At 72.3% G+C, this 16,166-nt stretch carries 18 protein-coding genes; 11 read left to right on the plus strand and 7 right to left on the minus strand.

All coding sequences use genetic code 11. From position 1 onward, the window contains the following. Positions 1-69: 69 nt before the first annotated feature. Positions 70-486, minus strand: a complete 417-nt coding sequence (locus QOM21_RS32555) for a DUF2795 domain-containing protein (protein ID WP_407555959.1) — start codon at positions 484-486, stop codon at positions 70-72. A 310-nt stretch (positions 487-796) separates the two neighbouring features. Here QOM21_RS32555 and QOM21_RS32560 point away from each other — a divergent pair, with 310 nt between their 5' ends. Both QOM21_RS32560 and QOM21_RS32565 read left to right on the plus strand, forming a co-directional pair. Then, entirely contained in the window at positions 797-1,933 is a 1,137-nt protein-coding gene (locus tag QOM21_RS32560) for a Vms1/Ankzf1 family peptidyl-tRNA hydrolase (RefSeq protein WP_407554586.1), read from the plus strand. Positions 1,934-2,282: 349 nt separating this feature from the next. Continuing rightward, the gene (locus QOM21_RS32565) at positions 2,283-3,275 is read left to right on the plus strand and encodes an SDR family NAD(P)-dependent oxidoreductase (protein ID WP_407554587.1); all 993 of its coding nucleotides are present in this window, start codon (positions 2,283-2,285) and stop codon (positions 3,273-3,275) included. Positions 3,276-3,342: 67 nt separating this feature from the next. Here the strand turns inward: QOM21_RS32565 and QOM21_RS32570 are convergent, their stop codons facing one another. Continuing rightward, positions 3,343-3,918, minus strand: a complete 576-nt coding sequence (locus tag QOM21_RS32570; RefSeq protein ID WP_407554588.1) for a Dps family protein — start codon at positions 3,916-3,918, stop codon at positions 3,343-3,345. Positions 3,919-4,181: 263 nt separating this feature from the next. Here QOM21_RS32570 and QOM21_RS32575 point away from each other — a divergent pair, with 263 nt between their 5' ends. Continuing rightward, complete coding sequence (locus QOM21_RS32575) at positions 4,182-5,024, plus strand: DUF4389 domain-containing protein (protein ID WP_407554589.1); 843 nt, start codon at positions 4,182-4,184, stop codon at positions 5,022-5,024. A gap of 39 nt (positions 5,025-5,063) precedes the next feature. On the opposite strand, the gene QOM21_RS32580 is transcribed toward QOM21_RS32575, so the two are convergent. Beyond that, on the minus strand, positions 5,064-5,468 hold the full coding sequence (locus QOM21_RS32580) for an ArsR/SmtB family transcription factor (protein ID WP_407554590.1): 405 nt from the start codon (positions 5,466-5,468) through the stop codon (positions 5,064-5,066). A 96-nt stretch (positions 5,469-5,564) separates the two neighbouring features. Here QOM21_RS32580 and QOM21_RS32585 point away from each other — a divergent pair, with 96 nt between their 5' ends. Both QOM21_RS32585 and QOM21_RS32590 read left to right on the plus strand, forming a co-directional pair. Beyond that, the gene (locus QOM21_RS32585; RefSeq protein ID WP_407554591.1) at positions 5,565-7,562 is read left to right on the plus strand and encodes a heavy metal translocating P-type ATPase; all 1,998 of its coding nucleotides are present in this window, start codon (positions 5,565-5,567) and stop codon (positions 7,560-7,562) included. A 225-nt stretch (positions 7,563-7,787) separates the two neighbouring features. Continuing rightward, complete coding sequence (locus tag QOM21_RS32590; RefSeq protein WP_393895145.1) at positions 7,788-8,069, plus strand: hypothetical protein; 282 nt, start codon at positions 7,788-7,790, stop codon at positions 8,067-8,069. A gap of 216 nt (positions 8,070-8,285) precedes the next feature. Here the strand turns inward: QOM21_RS32590 and QOM21_RS32595 are convergent, their stop codons facing one another. Both QOM21_RS32595 and QOM21_RS32600 read right to left on the minus strand, forming a co-directional pair. Next, entirely contained in the window at positions 8,286-8,501 is a 216-nt protein-coding gene (locus QOM21_RS32595; protein WP_407554592.1) for a ferredoxin, read from the minus strand. Between the two features lie 4 nt (positions 8,502-8,505). Continuing rightward, the gene (locus QOM21_RS32600) at positions 8,506-9,696 is read right to left on the minus strand and encodes a cytochrome P450 (RefSeq protein ID WP_407554593.1); all 1,191 of its coding nucleotides are present in this window, start codon (positions 9,694-9,696) and stop codon (positions 8,506-8,508) included. 113 nt (positions 9,697-9,809) lie between these two features. On the opposite strand from QOM21_RS32600, the gene QOM21_RS32605 reads away from it, so the two are divergent. From QOM21_RS32605 to QOM21_RS32620, 4 genes are all read left to right on the plus strand, one after another. Then, a complete protein-coding gene (locus QOM21_RS32605) occupies positions 9,810-10,406 on the plus strand; it encodes a TetR family transcriptional regulator (protein WP_407554594.1) in 597 nt (198 codons plus the stop codon). A 275-nt stretch (positions 10,407-10,681) separates the two neighbouring features. Next, positions 10,682-11,146: a fluoride efflux transporter CrcB gene (gene crcB, locus QOM21_RS32610; RefSeq protein ID WP_407554595.1), complete on the plus strand. Its 465-nt coding sequence runs from the start codon at positions 10,682-10,684 to the stop codon at positions 11,144-11,146. Between the two features lie 37 nt (positions 11,147-11,183). After that, positions 11,184-11,561, plus strand: coding sequence for a fluoride efflux transporter CrcB (crcB, locus tag QOM21_RS32615; RefSeq protein WP_407554596.1), 378 nt, complete (start codon positions 11,184-11,186; stop codon positions 11,559-11,561). Between the two features lie 189 nt (positions 11,562-11,750). Continuing rightward, the gene (locus QOM21_RS32620) at positions 11,751-12,938 is read left to right on the plus strand and encodes a PP2C family protein-serine/threonine phosphatase (protein WP_407554597.1); all 1,188 of its coding nucleotides are present in this window, start codon (positions 11,751-11,753) and stop codon (positions 12,936-12,938) included. Between the two features lie 9 nt (positions 12,939-12,947). Here QOM21_RS32620 and QOM21_RS32625 read toward each other — a convergent pair whose 3' ends face one another. Both QOM21_RS32625 and QOM21_RS32630 read right to left on the minus strand, forming a co-directional pair. Continuing rightward, complete coding sequence (locus tag QOM21_RS32625; protein WP_407554598.1) at positions 12,948-13,283, minus strand: hypothetical protein; 336 nt, start codon at positions 13,281-13,283, stop codon at positions 12,948-12,950. Between the two features lie 68 nt (positions 13,284-13,351). Further along, positions 13,352-14,386, minus strand: a complete 1,035-nt coding sequence (locus tag QOM21_RS32630; protein WP_407554599.1) for a methyltransferase — start codon at positions 14,384-14,386, stop codon at positions 13,352-13,354. A 454-nt stretch (positions 14,387-14,840) separates the two neighbouring features. On the opposite strand from QOM21_RS32630, the gene QOM21_RS32635 reads away from it, so the two are divergent. Together QOM21_RS32635 and QOM21_RS32640 are read left to right on the plus strand one after the other, a co-directional pair. Beyond that, positions 14,841-15,398: a hemerythrin domain-containing protein gene (locus QOM21_RS32635; RefSeq protein WP_407554600.1), complete on the plus strand. Its 558-nt coding sequence runs from the start codon at positions 14,841-14,843 to the stop codon at positions 15,396-15,398. 118 nt (positions 15,399-15,516) lie between these two features. Then, complete coding sequence (locus QOM21_RS32640) at positions 15,517-15,933, plus strand: CBS domain-containing protein (protein WP_407554601.1); 417 nt, start codon at positions 15,517-15,519, stop codon at positions 15,931-15,933. The last annotated feature ends 233 nt before the right edge of the window (positions 15,934-16,166 follow it).

Below are 16,166 nucleotides of genomic sequence, written 5' to 3' on the forward strand. Positions count from 1 at the left end.
CTCCCTTCGCCCTCGGTCCGCTCCGGCCGCGCGGCGAGTTCGGGGGCGACGCCGCCGGAAACGGACGCGTCAGTTGCGGCGGTCCTCGGTGCCGAGCCCGAGAGACTCGACGATGTTCTGGACGTTGCCGAAGCGTTCGTGTGCCGGAAGGCTCTCGGCCAGTTCGATCAGCCGGTCCGGCGCGTGGTTGGTCCGCAGGGTCCGGAGGAGGGCGCTGCGTTCGGCCGGGTACACGCTCCGGCCGAGATACTGGGCGAGTTCGGAGCGCACGCCCACGTCGGTGGCGGTCATACCGTGCGGTGTGCCGCCGGTGAGGACGGTGTCGGGGGCCCGCGTCGCCATGGGCTGGTCCTCGCCCGCCGGCTGCAGCTCCTGCTGCTCCTCGGCCCGCAGGGACCGGCCTGCGGTCAATTCGCCCCGCAGTTGCTTCTTCATCATTTCGTCCCGGGCGGGGCCGATCTTGTCCGCGCCGTGTTCCATGGCCAATTCTCTGCCCTCCAGGGTCGTGCCGACATCACCCGGCACGCCTCCCGCCGTGCAGGCCGGTGTCTGCGTACCGAGTTCCCCCTATCCCCCCGCAATAACAGCCGTACGGAGCAGATTCAACGCCGGGCACAGAGGCCGTACGGGCGTACACCGTGGGTGACCGCACATCGGTTTCGGCGAGAGCGCATACGGGTTTCGATAACGGGCACCTGGGGGCTGTCCGACGAAACCGAGAGACCCCGAACAACCCCGGGCCACTCCGAGAACCCCCGAATCCCGAGAACCCCCCGAAAACCGAGGAGGCAGCGCCATGCGACTCTCGCTCCTTCAACCGGTCATCGATCGGCCGGGCCCCTGGGCGTCCGTCTACGCCGACATGTCCCACAGCACCGCGGACGCGGCGAAACAGCAGGAGCTGACGGCGACCGCGATCGCCGACAAGCTGTTCGGGCTCGGCGCGGACGAGGCCACGGTCGGAGCCGTCCACGAGACGCTGGCCACGCTGCGCACCGGAGAGCCCGGGGCAGCGGTCGGACGTGCGCTGTTCGCCACCCATGGCGAGGTCGTCGTGGACACCGCGCTGCCCGGGCGGCCCTCCGCGCCGTTCGCGACCTGGGGCCCGCTGCCCCGGATCACTCCGCTGCTGGAGGCGTTCGGCGACGACCCGGTCTGCCTGGTCGCCTACGTCGACCGCACCGGAGCCGACTTCGTGGTGCGCAGCGACCGGGGCAGCGACGACGCGGGACGCATCGAGGGCGCCGACTGGCCGATCCACCGCACCGCGTCGGCGGACTGGTCCGAGCGCCACTTCCAGACCAAGGTGGAGAACACCTGGGAGCACAACGCCGGGGAGATCGCGGACGCGGCAAGGGAGGCGTTCGAGAGCTGCGGGGCAGAGGTCATGCTGCTGGCGGGCGATCCGCGCGAACGCCGAGCCGTGCACGACAAGATGCCGGAACCGCTGCGCGCCGTGACCTACGAGAGCGATCACGGCGGCCGGGCCCCCGGCGCGGAGAGCGAGCGTCTGGAGCGGGACATCGCCCACGTCCGCGCGGCGCACGAGCAGGAGCACGTCCACGAGGTGGCGGGCCGCTTCCGTACCGGCTCCGGGCCCGGCGGCAGCGGCGCGCCCTATGCCGCGGCCGGGGTGCCCGCCCTGGTCGAGGCGGCGCGCGAACACCGCATCGACACCCTGCTGGTCAGCCCGGAGAGCGCGGACGCCGGCCAGGAGATCTGGGTCGGGCCGGGCGCCGACCAGATCGCCGTACGCGGCTCGGAGTTGCAGTACCTGGGTGAGGTGCACCCGGCCGCTGCCCGCGCGGACGACGCCTTGGTGCGCTCGGCCGTGGCGAACGGCGCGGAGGCCGTTGTGGTGCGCGACCCCGAGGAGGTGCCGGCCGGCGGGCTCGGGGCCATCCTGCGGTGGTCGGAGCCCCGGAACGCCTGAGCACGAAGGCGGAGCGGCCCTCCCCGCGGAAGCGGCGGACGCGAGATCGTGTTCGGCGCGCGACGGGTACCCGGAGGGCCCGTTGCATGGCCACGGGCCCTCCGGGCGGAGGAACGTGTCCGCCGGCGGGCGCAGGAAGCGAAGCCTGCACCCTGGCCGTACCCGAAGGACGAGGGGAGCACGTCATGACCGTGCCGCAGCCCCCGGGGCCGCCTGCCCCCGGCCAGGGCCCGACCCCGGGGCCGCCACCCGATCCACAACCTCCGCGCACACTCCGGGCCGTGGGGGAGAGACGCCACGGCACGACCCCGGCCTGACCGCCCACGCCGGCACAGAGGGAGGGTTCGTCATGCGCATGTCTTCCAGCGCTCCGAGTATCGAAGGGCTCACCGCCGTCGTCACCGGTGGCTCCCGTGGGCTCGGGCTGCTCATGGGCCGCCAACTGGCCCGGCGGGGTTGCGATGTCGTGCTCCTCGCCCGGGACGAGCCGGAGCTCGCCAGAGCCGTCGGCCAGTTGGCGAACACCGTCGGCGGGTCGGTGCGCGGCGCGGTCTGCGACGTACGGGACAGGGCGGCGGTGCAGGAGCAGTTCGAGAGCATCGCCGGCCGCCACGGCGGGATCGACATCGTCATCGCCAACGCCGGCATCATCCAGGTCGGGCCCGCCGACGCGTTGGGCCGCGAAGGATTCGAGGACGCGGTCGACTCCATCTTCCGCGGTGCCCTCAACACCGCGCTCGAAGCCCTGCCCTACCTCCGCCGCAGCGAGGCCGGCGGCAGGCTGGGGCTGATCGGCTCCATCGGCGGCCTGATCGCGGTGCCCCACCTTCTGCCGTACTCCTGCGCGAAGGCGGCGGTCGCCGCGCTGGCCGAAGGACTGCATGCGGAGGAGTCCCCGCACGGTGTGACCGTGACCGGCGTGCATCCGGGGCTGATGCGCACGGGCTCCCATCTGCACGCGCACTTCGGGGGCGACAAGCGCCGCGAGTACGCCTGGTTCTCGGCGCTGGCCGGCGCCCCCGTGCTCTCCATGGACGCCGAACGCGCAGCGGAACGCATCGTCTCCGGACTCCAGCGGCGGCGCACCCGCATCGTTCTGACCCCGGCCGCGCGCCTCGGTGCGGTGATGCACGGGGTGGCGCCCGTGACGACGACGCGCCTGATGTCGGTGGTGGTCCGCGCGCTGCCCGGCGGTGACGGCCGGGGAACGGACGAGGGCGCCACGGTGGAAGCCCTCGACCGGCCGCCGGCCCCGCGGCTCCGCGCGGTGGTCGGCGCCCTCAACGAGCGCGCAGCCGACCGATTCAATCAGCGGGGCGGCCCGGCCACCGGCAACAGGTGAACGGTCCGCACGAGGTGACACGGCGCCATGCCCACCGGCCCGTCGGCCCGGGCATGCGCCCGCGGGCTCAGGGCTCCTTGCGTGCCTTCGCGGCGGCTGCGCGGGCCGCGCTCTTCTCGCCGGTGGCGTCCGCCGTGCTGAGCTTTCCCCCGGCACTCTCCAAGTGGGCCCGCACGAACCACTGGAACAGCTCCAGCGACCTCAAGTGCTCGATCAGCAGGTCCTGGGTGACGAGATCGGTCTCGTCGGTCGCGGCCACCGCCGCACGGTGGTCCCGGATGACGCCGGTGTAGACGATGTCCAGTGCGCCCAGATGCTCGATGGCCTGGGCCCGGCCGATGGCGTAGTCCTCCCAGGTGCGCTCCGCGACCAGCGCGCCGGGAGTGCCGGCCGGTGAGCCGCCCAGCGTCGAGATGCGCTCCGCAGTGTCGTCGATCATGCCGCGCACCGCTTCGACCTGCGGGTCGAGCATCTCGTGGACCGCGATGAAATGGGGCCCCACAACGTTCCAGTGGACGTGCTTGAGCGTGAGCGCCAAGTCGTTGAGCGCGTGCAGCCGCAGCCGCAGCCGCTCGATGACCTGGCCGCCCTCCGACTCCGTCATACCGGGGACCGTGTAAGCAGGGGTCTTGCTCGCGGCCATCGTGACCTCTCCTCTTCGCAGGCATCCGAGTCCGGACGCGTGCCACCGCGGGTGGCACGACCGCAACCCACACCAGCACCGGCAGTGGGGCCGCGCCATCGCCACTAGGCCGACTGCCGGGCGGGTTCATACCGACCGCACCGCGGGCGCCCTGCCAGGGGCCCGCCCTCTCGACGGCCCCGCCACCCCATTGGCCCCGGCCGCATGCGGGCCCGCCCGTGATGGCGCAGCATCGCAGCAACCCGACCGGAAGGAAGCGTGCGATGACAGATCGCCCGTGGGGCCCGGATCGCGCGGCGGAGAGCAGCCCCGAATGGCTGCCCGTCCTGGACGTCCCCGAGCCGGGGCGGCAGCGCAGACTGACCGTCCTGCTGCGGCTGCTCCTGCTGATCCCGCACTTCGTCGTGCTGTTCGTCCTCTACATCGCGGCCTTCTTCACGGTGATCGCCGGGTGGTTCGCCGCCCTGGTGCTCGGACGTCTGCCGGAGCCGATCTTCCGGTTCCTGGGCGGGTACCTCGGCTATCACACCCGTATCGGTGCGAGCGCGATGATGCTGGTGGACAGCTACCCGCCCTTCGCGCTGACGCCGCCCCCGGATTACCCGGTCCGGATCGCGCTGCGCCCCGAGCCCCTCAACCGCCTCGCCGTGTTCTTCCGCATCATCCTGCTGATCCCGGCCGCCATCGTGGAGAGTCTGGTCACGTGGGGCTGGTGGGCCCTGTGTCTGATCTGGTGGCTGATCACCCTGATCCTCGGGCGCATGCCGCGTCCGCTGTTCGAGGCGTCGGCCGCCACCCTGCGCTACCAAATGCGCTACTACGCCTACGTGATGATGCTGACGTCGGCGTATCCCAAGAGGCTCTTCGGCGACCAGGCGACCGCCACCGGGGAACCGGCCAGGTCCGCCACCAGGCCCCTGCTCGTCAGCGATCCCGGCAAGGCGCTGCTGGTGCTGTTCCTGGTGGCCGGCGTCGCCTGCGGCTCGTCGTCCTCCTTCGCGTCCCGCACCGAGGACGACGAGTTCAAGTACACCGATCAGCGGGCCCAGCGGCAGCTTCCGCCGCACCCCGGTTGTCCGGCCGGTACCACGTGCGCTCACAGGTGATCCGGCGCTGCCGGTGAACTGCCTTCGCGCGACGGACCGTTACGGCTCGACGGGCCCGGGGCGCCGGGCCGCCTCCGCCGCTTCGACGGGGTGGTCGCGCATGCCGAGCCGCAGATGCTCGACGTGGAACAGCGCCTGGTCGAGGAGTTCGGCGACGTGGTTGTCGTACAGGGCGTAGATGATCGAGCGGCCCCGGCGCTCGCCGGTGACGAGGCCGAGATTGCGCAGCAGCCGGAGCTGATGGGAGCAGGCGGACTGCTCCATGTCCACGGCCTCGGCGAGATCTCCGGCCGGGCAGGGGCCCTCCTGGAGGCGGGCGAGGATCCGCAGCCGGGACGGGGTGGCCAGCGCCTGGAGGGTCGCGGCGACATCGGCGGTGCCCACGGCGTCGAGACGTTCGCGCGTCGTGGCAGCGGTGCTCTTGTCGTCGACTCCATGGCCCATGGGCGTCATCCTACAAGAGACACATGAAGAGCTGTTCATTCATTCCTGTATGGTGGCCAGGTCGCGCCCGCCGTCTGCGAATGGGGCTCTCTCGTCATGTCTTCCACCGTCACCGAGCGCCCCGCACCGGCGGCGGGCGGCCGTGGGCCCTCGGCCCCCCGGCGGCGCACTCGTCTCTTCGCTCTGCCCGAAGTGCGCTGGGCCGCCGCGTCGTTGGTGCTGTTCCTGATCGCCCTGCCCCTGCAACTGGCCGGGGCTCCCGCCTGGCTGTCCGGGCCGCTCTGTGCGGCGGCCTATGTCACCGGCGGCTGGGAGCCGGCCTTGGCCGGGCTCCGGGCGCTGCGCGACAGGACGCTCGACGTGGACCTGCTGATGATCGTCGCGGCGATCGGCGCCGCCGCGATCGGGCAGGTGATGGACGGTGCGCTGCTCATCGTCATCTTCGCCACCTCCGGCGCCCTCGAAGCCCTGGCCACCGCGCGGACCGCGGACTCGGTACGCGGCCTCCTCGACCTCGCCCCGGCCACTGCCACCCGCCTCTTGGACGACGGCGGCGAGGAGACCGTGCCGACCGACGGCCTCGCGGTCGGCGATGTCATCCTCGTACGCCCCGGTGAACGCGTCGGCGCCGACGGCCGGGTGCTGGACGGCGCCGGGGAGGTCGACCAGGCCACCATCACCGGCGAACCCCTGCCGGTGGCGAAGGAAGCGGGCGACGAGGTCTTCGCCGGCACCCTGAACGGCACGGGCGCGCTGCGCGTGAAGGTCGAACGGGACGCCGCCGATTCGGTGATCGCCCGCATCGTGGCGATGGTCGAGGAGGCTTCCGAGACCAAGGCCCCCACCCAGCTCTTCATCGAGAAGGTCGAACAGCGCTACTCCGTCGGCATCGTGCTGGCGACCCTGGCCGTCTTCGCCGTCCCGCTCGGCTTCGGCGACGACCTGACGGGGAGCCTGCTGCGGGCCATGACCTTCATGATCGTCGCCTCACCGTGCGCGGTGGTGCTGGCCACCATGCCGCCACTGCTGTCCGCCATCGCCAACGCCGGACGCCACGGCGTCCTGGTCAAGTCCGCCGTCGTCATGGAGCGCCTCGGCCAGATCGACGCCGTCGCGCTCGACAAGACCGGCACGCTCACCGAAGGGACTCCGCGCGTCACCGCGATCCGATCCCTGGAGGGCGGCGCTCTGACCGAGGACGCCCTGCTGACGGCGGCGGCCGCGGCGGAGCACTCCAGCGAACACCCCCTGGCGCGCGCCATGGTGCGGGCGGCCCGCGAGCGCGGTCTTCAGCTGCCCGTCGCGGAGGGCTTCGGTTCCACACCCGGGACCGGAGTGACCGCCACCGTCCAGGGCCATGCGGTCGCCGTCGGCGCGCCGGCCCGGCTACGGCGTACGGCAGACGGTCCCTGGCCGCACCAAGTGTCCTCCCTCGTACGCGACTTGGAGGAGGATGGCCGCACCGCCGTCCTCGTCCTGCGCGACGCCGTCCCGGCCGGGGTCCTGGGGATCGCCGACCGGCTGCGCCCCGACGCGGCTGCCACCGTCACCGCGCTGCGTACGCTGACCGGCGCCGCCCCCGCCCTCCTGACCGGGGACAACCCGCGTGCCGCCGTACGCCTGGCGGCCGAGGTCGGCATCGCCGACGTACGGGCCGGGCTGCTGCCCCAGGACAAGGTGGCGGCCGTCCGGGAAATGGCGGCCACCGGGCACAAGGTGCTGGTCGTCGGCGACGGCGTCAACGACGCCCCGGCGCTGGCAGCCGCGCACACCGGCATCGCCATGGGGCAGGCCGGCTCGGACCTGGCCCTGGAAACCGCCGACGCCGTCATCGTCCGCGACGAACTGGCCACGGTCCCCGCCGTGGTGGCCCTCTCCCGCGCCGCCCGCCGCCTGGTGGTGCAGAACCTGGTCATCGCCGGGGTCTTCATCTCCGGCCTGGTCATCTGGGATCTGGCCGGCACGCTGCCCCTGCCGCTGGGTGTCCTCGGCCACGAGGGCTCCACCGTCATCGTCGGCCTCAACGGTCTGCGCCTGCTGCGGGACGCCGCCTGGCGCCGGGCCGCCGCACCGTCACCGTCCGGCACTCCCTGACGTGGCACCGGGCAGCGACGCACCGCGCGTCGCTGCCGTGGGCCGGGGCCGGGCCACGTGCCCCCTGTTCGCTCCCGGAGGGGCCTGAGGACGCCATCGCTCCCGCGCGACCGCCATCAGGGTGACGTCGCGAGCGGCCCGTTCACGTGCGGATCGGCGGTTCCCGCCCGTCGCGGTCCGGCGTTCGGGTGGGCATGTGGGGCCTCTGGTTGATAGGGAGGGGGTATGAGCGAAATACCTCCGGTTTTGACCGTGACAGCTGTCAGCACCATCGGGGCCACCGATCTCCAGGACGACGACGCCTCGGACTCGTGGATGGTGATCGAGACGGCTGAGGAGGGTCAGCTGCTGCTGAACCTTCCCGGCCCCCTCTACCGCGCCATGCGCCAGGCGACCGAGCTCCCCGCCGACGAGCCCGGCCCCGGCCGCCTGGCGCTCACCGACCGGGAGATCGCCGCCTACCGCGCCCGCATCGCCGAGCTGACCAGCGCGGAGCGCAGCAGGTAACACCTCAGGCCCGGGCCCCTTTCCGGGTACGCGGGCCGAGCGGCTCGCCGACGTGTGGAGTCGCGGGCCGGGTCGCGTATGCCCCGATCCTTCCGTCGTGTGGCTGCGCGGGCCGGCCGCCGTCGCCGAACACGACCCCGGGCCGAGGCGGTTCGGGCCCGAGACCGTTCGGGCCCGTAAGGTGCAGCTCCGGGACGGGATATCGCCGCGGGTGTTCTATGGGCGGGGCCCGATGATCGCGTCCCCCTCCCGGACGGTGATGGCCATGGCCGGGCAGACGTCGGCGGCGTCCAGCGCCCTGTCGTCGTCCGCGATCTCGGGATGCAGCGGACGTGAGTGCGGACCGTCCAGCGTGAACAGGTCGGGCGCGATCCCTGCGCACGCCCCGGACGCCATGCACTGGTGCGCGTCCACCTCCACCTTCCACGTCATGTGCTCACCACCCCACCGGCATGACGCGCGGCCCGCGCACCAGCATCTGGCTCTTCCACGCCACGTCCCCGGCGAGGTGCAGGCCGGGGAAGCGGGTGAGCAGCGCCCCGAGCGCCTCCTGGAGCTCCAGGCGCGCCAGCGGCGCCCCCAGGCAGTGGTGCACTCCGTGGCCGAAACCGAGGTGCTGGTTCGCGGCGCGGGAGATGTCCAGCGTCCCCGGGGCGCCGAAGCGCAGCGCGTCGCGGTTGGCGGCTCCCACCGCGACGAGGACGGGCGTGCCGGCGCGGACGAGTGTGCCGCCGACATCGATGTCCTCCTTGGCGTAGCGCGGCTGGCTCGCCCCGCTGCCCAGTGGGACGAACCGCAGTAACTCCTCCACGGCGCTGCCGATCAGCTCCGGTTCGGCGCGCAAGCGGGCGAGTTCGTCCGGGTGGTCCAGGAGGGCGAGCACGAAGTTGGGGATCTGGGTGGCGGTGGTCTCATGGCCCGCGACCAGGATCCCGACGCACAGATCGACGAGTTCGAGTTCCGAGAGCCGGTCGCCGACGTCCCGGGCGTCGATGAGCGCCGTCATCAGATCGTCCTGCGGGTGCTTGCGGTGCTCGGTGATCAACTGGCCCATGTACGCGCGGAGTTCTTCGAGATTGGCGTCGAACTCCTCGGCGGTCAGCGAGCTGGTCGACAGTGCCGCGTCGCTCCACACCCGGAACCGCGGCCGGTCCTCGGCCGGCACGCCGAGCAGCCGGCAGATCACGGCGACCGGGATGGGCAGGGCGTAGCGGTCCACCAGATCGGCCGGCGGGCCGGCGGCCGCCAGCTCATCGAGGAGTTCGTGGGTCAGCTCCCTGACCTGCGGCCTGAGACGCTCGACCTGACGGACGGTGAACGCCTTGGCCACCAGGGAGCGCAGGCGGGTGTGGTCCGGCGGGTCCATGCCCAGGATGCCGCTGGTGCGGCGGCCTTCGGACTGCCGCGGCTCGTCGTGCAGGGCGCTGTCGGCCCGGCTGAAGCGCTGATCGCCCAGGACGAGCCGCGCCTCGTCGTAGCGGGTGACGAGCCAGGCGGGCTCGCCGTAGGCCATCCGTACCTTCAGCAGGCCGGGGCGGCTGCGGGCCTGCTCGTACTCCTCGGACAGCTCAAGGCTCTCGGCGACGTTGAACGGGTAGGAGACGGGTGCTGCGTCGGCTGTGGTCATGGCGACCTCCCTTGTGTAAGCACCTGCTTACACAAGGTAGGACGCTCCCTCGGAGCGGTCAACGACGCATAGTGGCCGTCTGTGTGACGGCCCGTCGGAAAGGAGCTCGGCGAATGGGGCAGTCCCCGCACCACGGCTCGGCGGACGCACCCCGCCGGGACGCCCAAGGCACCCGCCTGCTGTTGCTCGACGCCGCCTCGGCACTGTTCGCCGAACGCGGCTACGAACGGGCGACGGTCCGCGACATCGCGGCGCGGGCCGGCGTCAACCAGGCCCTGCTCTTCCGCTACTTCGGTTCGAAGAAGGCCCTCTTCGGTGAGGTGATGGCACGCGGCGGCCACGAGCAGCTGCGTACCACGCCCGCGGAGCGGCTGTTCGAGGTCGCGCTGCGCGGCATGCTGGACGGCGGCGGGGGATCGGCGGACCGGGCCCTGGAGGTGTGCCTGCGCTCCATCGGCGGCAGCGACGAGATCGCGGAGGCGCTGCGGGGGCTGGGGGAGGAGTACGCCGAGGTCCTGTCGACGCTGGCCGAGAGCGATGACCGCGGTCTGCGCGGAGACCTGGCGCTGTCCTGGCTGCTGGGCATCGGCCTGATGCGGGTGGTGGTGGGGAAGGAGCCGCTGGCGAGCGCGGATCCCGACACCGTGTGCGGGCTGGTCGAGGGCGCGCTCGGACGGCTGATGGAGGGGCCGCCCGAGGAGAAGGCGTAAGGTGCCGCGTCCTGGGCGCGCACGCCGCCGGGTGGCCGGTTCCCACCCATGCGCCCCGGCCTCCCGGAGGGCGAGGCGCGTGGGAGGTCGTACGCGGCCGCGGGAGGCAACCGGGTAATCTGGATCTCTGCGGGGCCGGTCGGCCACCGCGCGGCGGTGGGGCCCGCCGTTGACGAACCGCAGCGAAGAAGCTGCCAACGGTCCCTACTTGCAAGGAAACGCGCCCGCATGCGGCGCACGGCGAGTAGGAGGCACACGGTGAAGGCCCGCAGCGCATGAGGAACGAACCCGTCGACCCCGATGTCGACCTGCACGTGCCCGCTCAGCGCCGGGAGCTGCTGCGGGACCATTGGTCGGTACCGGCCGTCATCGCGTTGGGCGGCGCGGCAGGGGCTGCCGCCCGCTACGGCGCCTCGCTCTGCTGGCCCACGGCCCGCGACGCCTTTCCCTGGACCACGCTGGGCGTCAACGTCGTCGGCTGCGCGGTGATCGGTGTGTTCATGGTCGTGATCAGCGACCTGTGGGAGGCGCACCGCCTCGTCCGCCCCTTCTTCGGCACCGGAGTCCTCGGTGGTTTCACCACCTTCTCCACCTACGCGGCGGACATCCGGCATCTGGTGGCGGCGGGCCGGGCCCGCACCGGTCTGGCCTACCTGGCCCTCACTCTGACCGCGGCCCTGCTCTCGGTGTGGATCGCCGCGACGCTGACCCGTCGCGCGGTGAAGTGGAGGCAGCGATGAGGACAACCGGGCCGGTGCTGAGCGGGGAGGAGAAGCGGTGAGCTGGCTGCTGGTCATCGTCGGGGCCGCGCTCGGTGCCCCGTTGCGCTACTTCACCGACCGGCTCGTGCAGTCCCGGCACGACACGGTCTTCCCGTGGGGCACCTGCGCGGTCAACGTCGCCGGGAGTCTCGTGCTCGGTCTGCTGACCGGCGCCGTGGCCGGCGGCGCAGCCTCCTCCTCGCTGCAACTGCTGCTGGGCACCGGCCTGTGCGGCGCCCTGACGACCTATTCGACCTTCTCGTACGAGACGCTCCGCCTGGCCGAGGACGGCGCGCGCTTCTTCGCCGTGGCGAATGTGGTGGTCAGTGTGGTGGCTGGTCTCGGCGCGGTCTTCGCGGGCGTGGCGCTGGCGGAGGCGGTGTGGGGCGGCTAGGGGCCGGCCGTCCCGTCCGGCGGCCGGCGCGTGACGCCGGCCGTGCTCCCGCGCCCGCCCAGCGGCGGCAGGGTGCGCGCTTCCGCCGGATGGTCGTTTCGGATGGCGCCCACGGGCGAACCGGGACTTGGATTTAGCCAGCATGCCTCCGGCCGGAGCCCGATTCGACACAGCAGGAGGTGAGTGCGCGTGGACGGGAGGCTCGCGGTGGACAGCGGCGAGAGTCTGCTCCAGGAGTTTCTGACGGACGTGCACACCACCGCGCCGATGAACCTGCCCGCCCTCGTCGACCGGTACGCGGCGAAGCTCGGCCTGCGACGGGTGGTGATCTACCTGGTCGACCTCCAGCAGCGACGGCTGACGCCCCTCCTGGGCGGGGACCAGCTCGCGGTGGACGCCTCGCTGGCCGGCTGGGCGTATCGCACCCTCGCGCTGCGCGTGGAGGAGACCCGCTCCGGCGCGTTGATCGTCTGGCTGCCGCTGGTCGACGGCGTGGAACGACTGGGCGTCGTCGGGATGCACATGGAGTCCCTGGACAGTGCGCGGCTTCGCCGCTGCCGGACGCTCGCCTCGGTCCTCGCGATGGCGATCACGTCCAAACGGGCCTTCAGCGACCGCTTCGTCCAGCAGGCCCGCACCGAGACGATGACGCTCCCCGCCGAGATGGTGCGCGCGCTCCTGCCGCCACGCACCATCGGAAGCGACCGGGTCGTCTCCACCGCAGTGCTGGAACCGGCCTACCGGCTGGGGGGCGACGCGTTCGACCACTCGCTGACGGAGTCGACCCTGCACGCCGTGATCCTCGACGCGATGGGGCACAACCTCGCGTCGGGCATGACCACGGCCATCGCCATGGCGGGCTGCCGCAGCGCCCGTCGCATGGGCGCAGGACTGCCCGAACTCGTCAAGACCGTGGACGACGTCCTCGCCGAATGGCTCCCCGACCAGTTCTGCACCGGCATCGCCACCCAGCTTGACCTGGCCAGCGGCGTGCTGAGCTGGTGCAACTGCGGCCACCCGCCACCGCTGCTCATCCGCGATCACAAGGTTCTGGAGAACGCCCTGGACCGGCCGGGCGAACCGCCCATGGGCACGCCGGCGAAGTTCGCCGGCACCGGGCGCGAGGTGCACCGGTCGGCGCTGGAGCCCGGGGACCGGGTCCTGCTCTACACCGACGGTGTGACCGAGGCGCGCACGGCGGGCGGGGCGCAGTTCGGGCTGGAGGGCTTCACCGACTCCATCATCCGGGCCACCGCCGCCGGTGAACTGGCCGCCGAGGCACTGCGACAACTGATGCACTCGATTCTGGAGCACCAGGACGACACCCTCAAGGACGACGCCACGATCCTGTTGATCGAGTGGTGCCCGCCGACCTGATGGGGCCGCTCACCGGCGCGACCGGGGCCCGGTGACGCCGGCCGCCCCCGTCATCCGGTGCCCGGGATGGGCGAGCAGTACGCCCGGTCCCCAGCGGAAGGTCCGCTCGCCCCCGGGAGAGTCGCCGGTCAGCAGTACCTGGAGATTCACCGCCCCGTCCGGGTACCGGTGACGTGCCCGGACGCACGCCCGGTGCCAGGCATCGTCGACCCAGATCCACGCGGCCGGTTCGTGCCCCGCCGCGTACACATCGGTGCGGACGCCGGCCGGGTCGTGCGCGGCGCGAGCCGTCACCTCGACGGGCTCGATGGCAGGGCGGTGCTGCGGACGTTCCCAATAGAACATGGGTTCGATATTAGAGTCGAGGGGTGCCCCGGGCGAGCACCGGGGGTCCGTGTCCCGGGGGAATCAGGTCAGACGGCCTCGGCTTCGAGGATCGAGGTCAGCGCCGGGGTCGGCAGGACGCGGTGGAGGCGGAACCCGGACCGGTTCAGCAGGTCCTCGAACTCACCGGCGGTGCGTTCGCGTCCCTGGAGCGTCATCAGCATCACGATGTCCGGTGCCACGGCGGGGTGCGGCGTGCCGTCCTCGGGCAGCACCGCGTCGATCACCAGCAGCCGGGCACCGGGAGCCATCGCGCGGCGGACGCCGGTCAGGATGCGCAGGCAGTCCTCGTCGGGCCAGTCGTGAAGGATGTTCTTCAGCAGGTACAGGTCACCGCCCTCGGGGACGGCGGTGAAGATGTCCCCTCCCTGGACGCGCCCGCGGTTTTTGAGGTCTTCGGTGTCGAGGAGGTGGTCGGTGACCGTCTCGGGCCGGTCGAAGAGGACGCCGGTCAGGCCGGGATTACGGGTGAGCACCTCGCGCAGCAGTCCGCCCCGGCCCCCGGCCACGTCGACGACCGTGCCGGCGTCCGGGAACCCGAAGCTGCCGATGATCTTCTCGTTCACCCCGCTGGTGAGCGAGGACATGGCCGTGTCGAAGAGGCGGCTCTCGTCGGGGGCGGATCCCAGGTGCTCGAAGAACGGGAGGCCGAAGGCGGCATCGAAGCCGGTGCGGCCGGTGCGGAGGGTGTCCTCGATGCCCTCGGCGGAGCGGCGGAACATCTCGTCGGTGAACAGCAGGACGGCGGGCCGCTGGGAGCCGGGCACGTCCGCGCGCAGGGCCTCGCCGCTGTCCGCCAGGGCGTAGGTCCCCTCGGCGTGCCGGCGGAACAGCCCGCGCATGGCGAGCAGCCGCAGTACGCGGTGCAGCGGGTCGGGCCTTGTGCCGGAGCGGGCGGCCAGCTCGTCGACGGTCAGCGGCCCGTCGGCCAGGAGGTCGGGAATGCCGTGGACCACGACGGCTCGCAGGGCGGAGGCGTGTATGTGGCCGTACATCAGGTCGTGGAGCGGCGAAGCGGGACGGTGGCTGTTCGGGGTGGTTGCGTCCGGGGTGGCGGCGGACAAGGGGGTGCTCCTGTCGTTGTGCCGGGGGATTTCCGGACCTCCGATTATCCCGTATCTGCGCAGCTCAGGGCCTGTTTGAGCGCAGGCGGGGAGCGGCTGTCGGGACGCTGGAGCGCCGGCTGGGGAGGGGGCCGCCCACCCCCCTTCGGGGGCGTTCCAAGGAGGCTCGCAGCCCCGCCCCCGGGGCGGCGCTGGGCCTTTCCCGGAAGATCCTGCGTCCCTTTCTCGGGTGCGTGCGCGACTCTCAGGTACTGACGCGACTGATCCCCGACGGCGGTTCCACGGAGGCCGGCCGGCCTCCGTGGCCGAGCGAGCAGGGGGCCAGGGGCGCACGCCGGAGCATCCGGCGTAATCCGCGCGGATGAGGCGTTAAGGGTCCGGAGGGAGGGGGCACCCGTGACGTGGCGCCCCGGACGGTCCGGTCGCGCGACATCACCGGAAGGCGGAACCATTCATGGGTCACGGCGGAGATGTCATCGCCGAGCTGACCAGCGACCACCGCGAGATGGACGGACTCTTCGCGCGCATCGAGCAGACCGTCCCGGGGCACACCGAGCGCAAGCGGCTGGCCGACCGGCTCACGATCGAACTGGTACGGCACTCCGTGGCCGAGGAGCAGTATCTGTACCCGGCCGTGCGCAGGCACCTGGCGGACGGCGACGCCCTCGCAGACAAGCAGATCGCCGACCACGTGCGGGTGGAGGAACTCCTCAAAGCCCTGGAGGGAGTTGACGCGGGCAACCCCGACTTCAACCACCTGATCGTCAAGCTGCGCACCGAGGTCTACGCACACGTCAAGGACGAAGAAGGTCGGGTGTTCACGGAGTTGCGGGCCGCCTGCCCTCAGGCGGACCTGGAGGACCTGGGGGACAAGGTCCGTACGGCGAAGAAGATCGCCCCCACCCGGCCGCACCCAGGAGCCCCCCTGACCCCGCCGGCCAACAAACTGCTCGCGCCCGGGGCCGGGTTGGTCGACCGGGCGCGTGACTTCGTCACCGGCCGGGGGAGGTAGGGCCCGTCGGCAGGGCGCCAACAGGCCCCGGAACGCACCTCCGGGGCCCAAGCAGAACCCAGTGGAGAAGCCCGGGAGGCGACCACAAGCCTCCCGGGACGAGGAAGGTGGAATACGAATGCCTACTGCTCGCGGAATCATGACGCCCGGTACGGAGTGTGTCGGGGCGGAGGACAGCGTGCTGGACGCGGCACGCAAGCTGACGTCGCTGGGCGTGGGCGCACTGCCGATCTGCGGATCGGACGACAAGCTCACCGGAGTGCTGACGGACCGGGACATCGTCACCAAGGTGCTGGGCGAGGGGAAGGATCCCGGCACGACCAAGGCCGGTGACCTCGCGCAGGGCAGGGCGGTGACGATCGGTGCCGACGACGACGCCGACGAGGTCTTCGCGACCATGGCCCGCCACCGGGTGCGCCGCCTGCCGGTGATCGACGGGCACCGGCTGGTCGGCATGATCACGCTGGCCGACGTCGCCCGCGCGCTGCCCGATCCGCAGACCGGCGACCTGCTCGAAGCCCTGTCGACGAACTGACGCACAGGGCGGTGCCGGCCGCGGCATGAGAAGCCGTTGCAGGACGCATCCGCGCCCCACCTGCACGCGGGGCGCGGATGCGGTCCGACGACCGCGACGCCCGAACCGAGCACCGCCAACTCGACCGCCACACCACACCGTTCGGGTCGGCCCGGCCGCCCGGCCGCCCGGCGGCGCACCCGCTGCCCGCCGGTCACCGGGCCGTCCGCCGCACCAGGCGGCCCAGAGTGCCG

The organism is Streptomyces sp. Pv4-95, assembly GCF_045782725.1.
GTDB lineage: Bacteria > Actinomycetota > Actinomycetes > Streptomycetales > Streptomycetaceae > Streptomyces.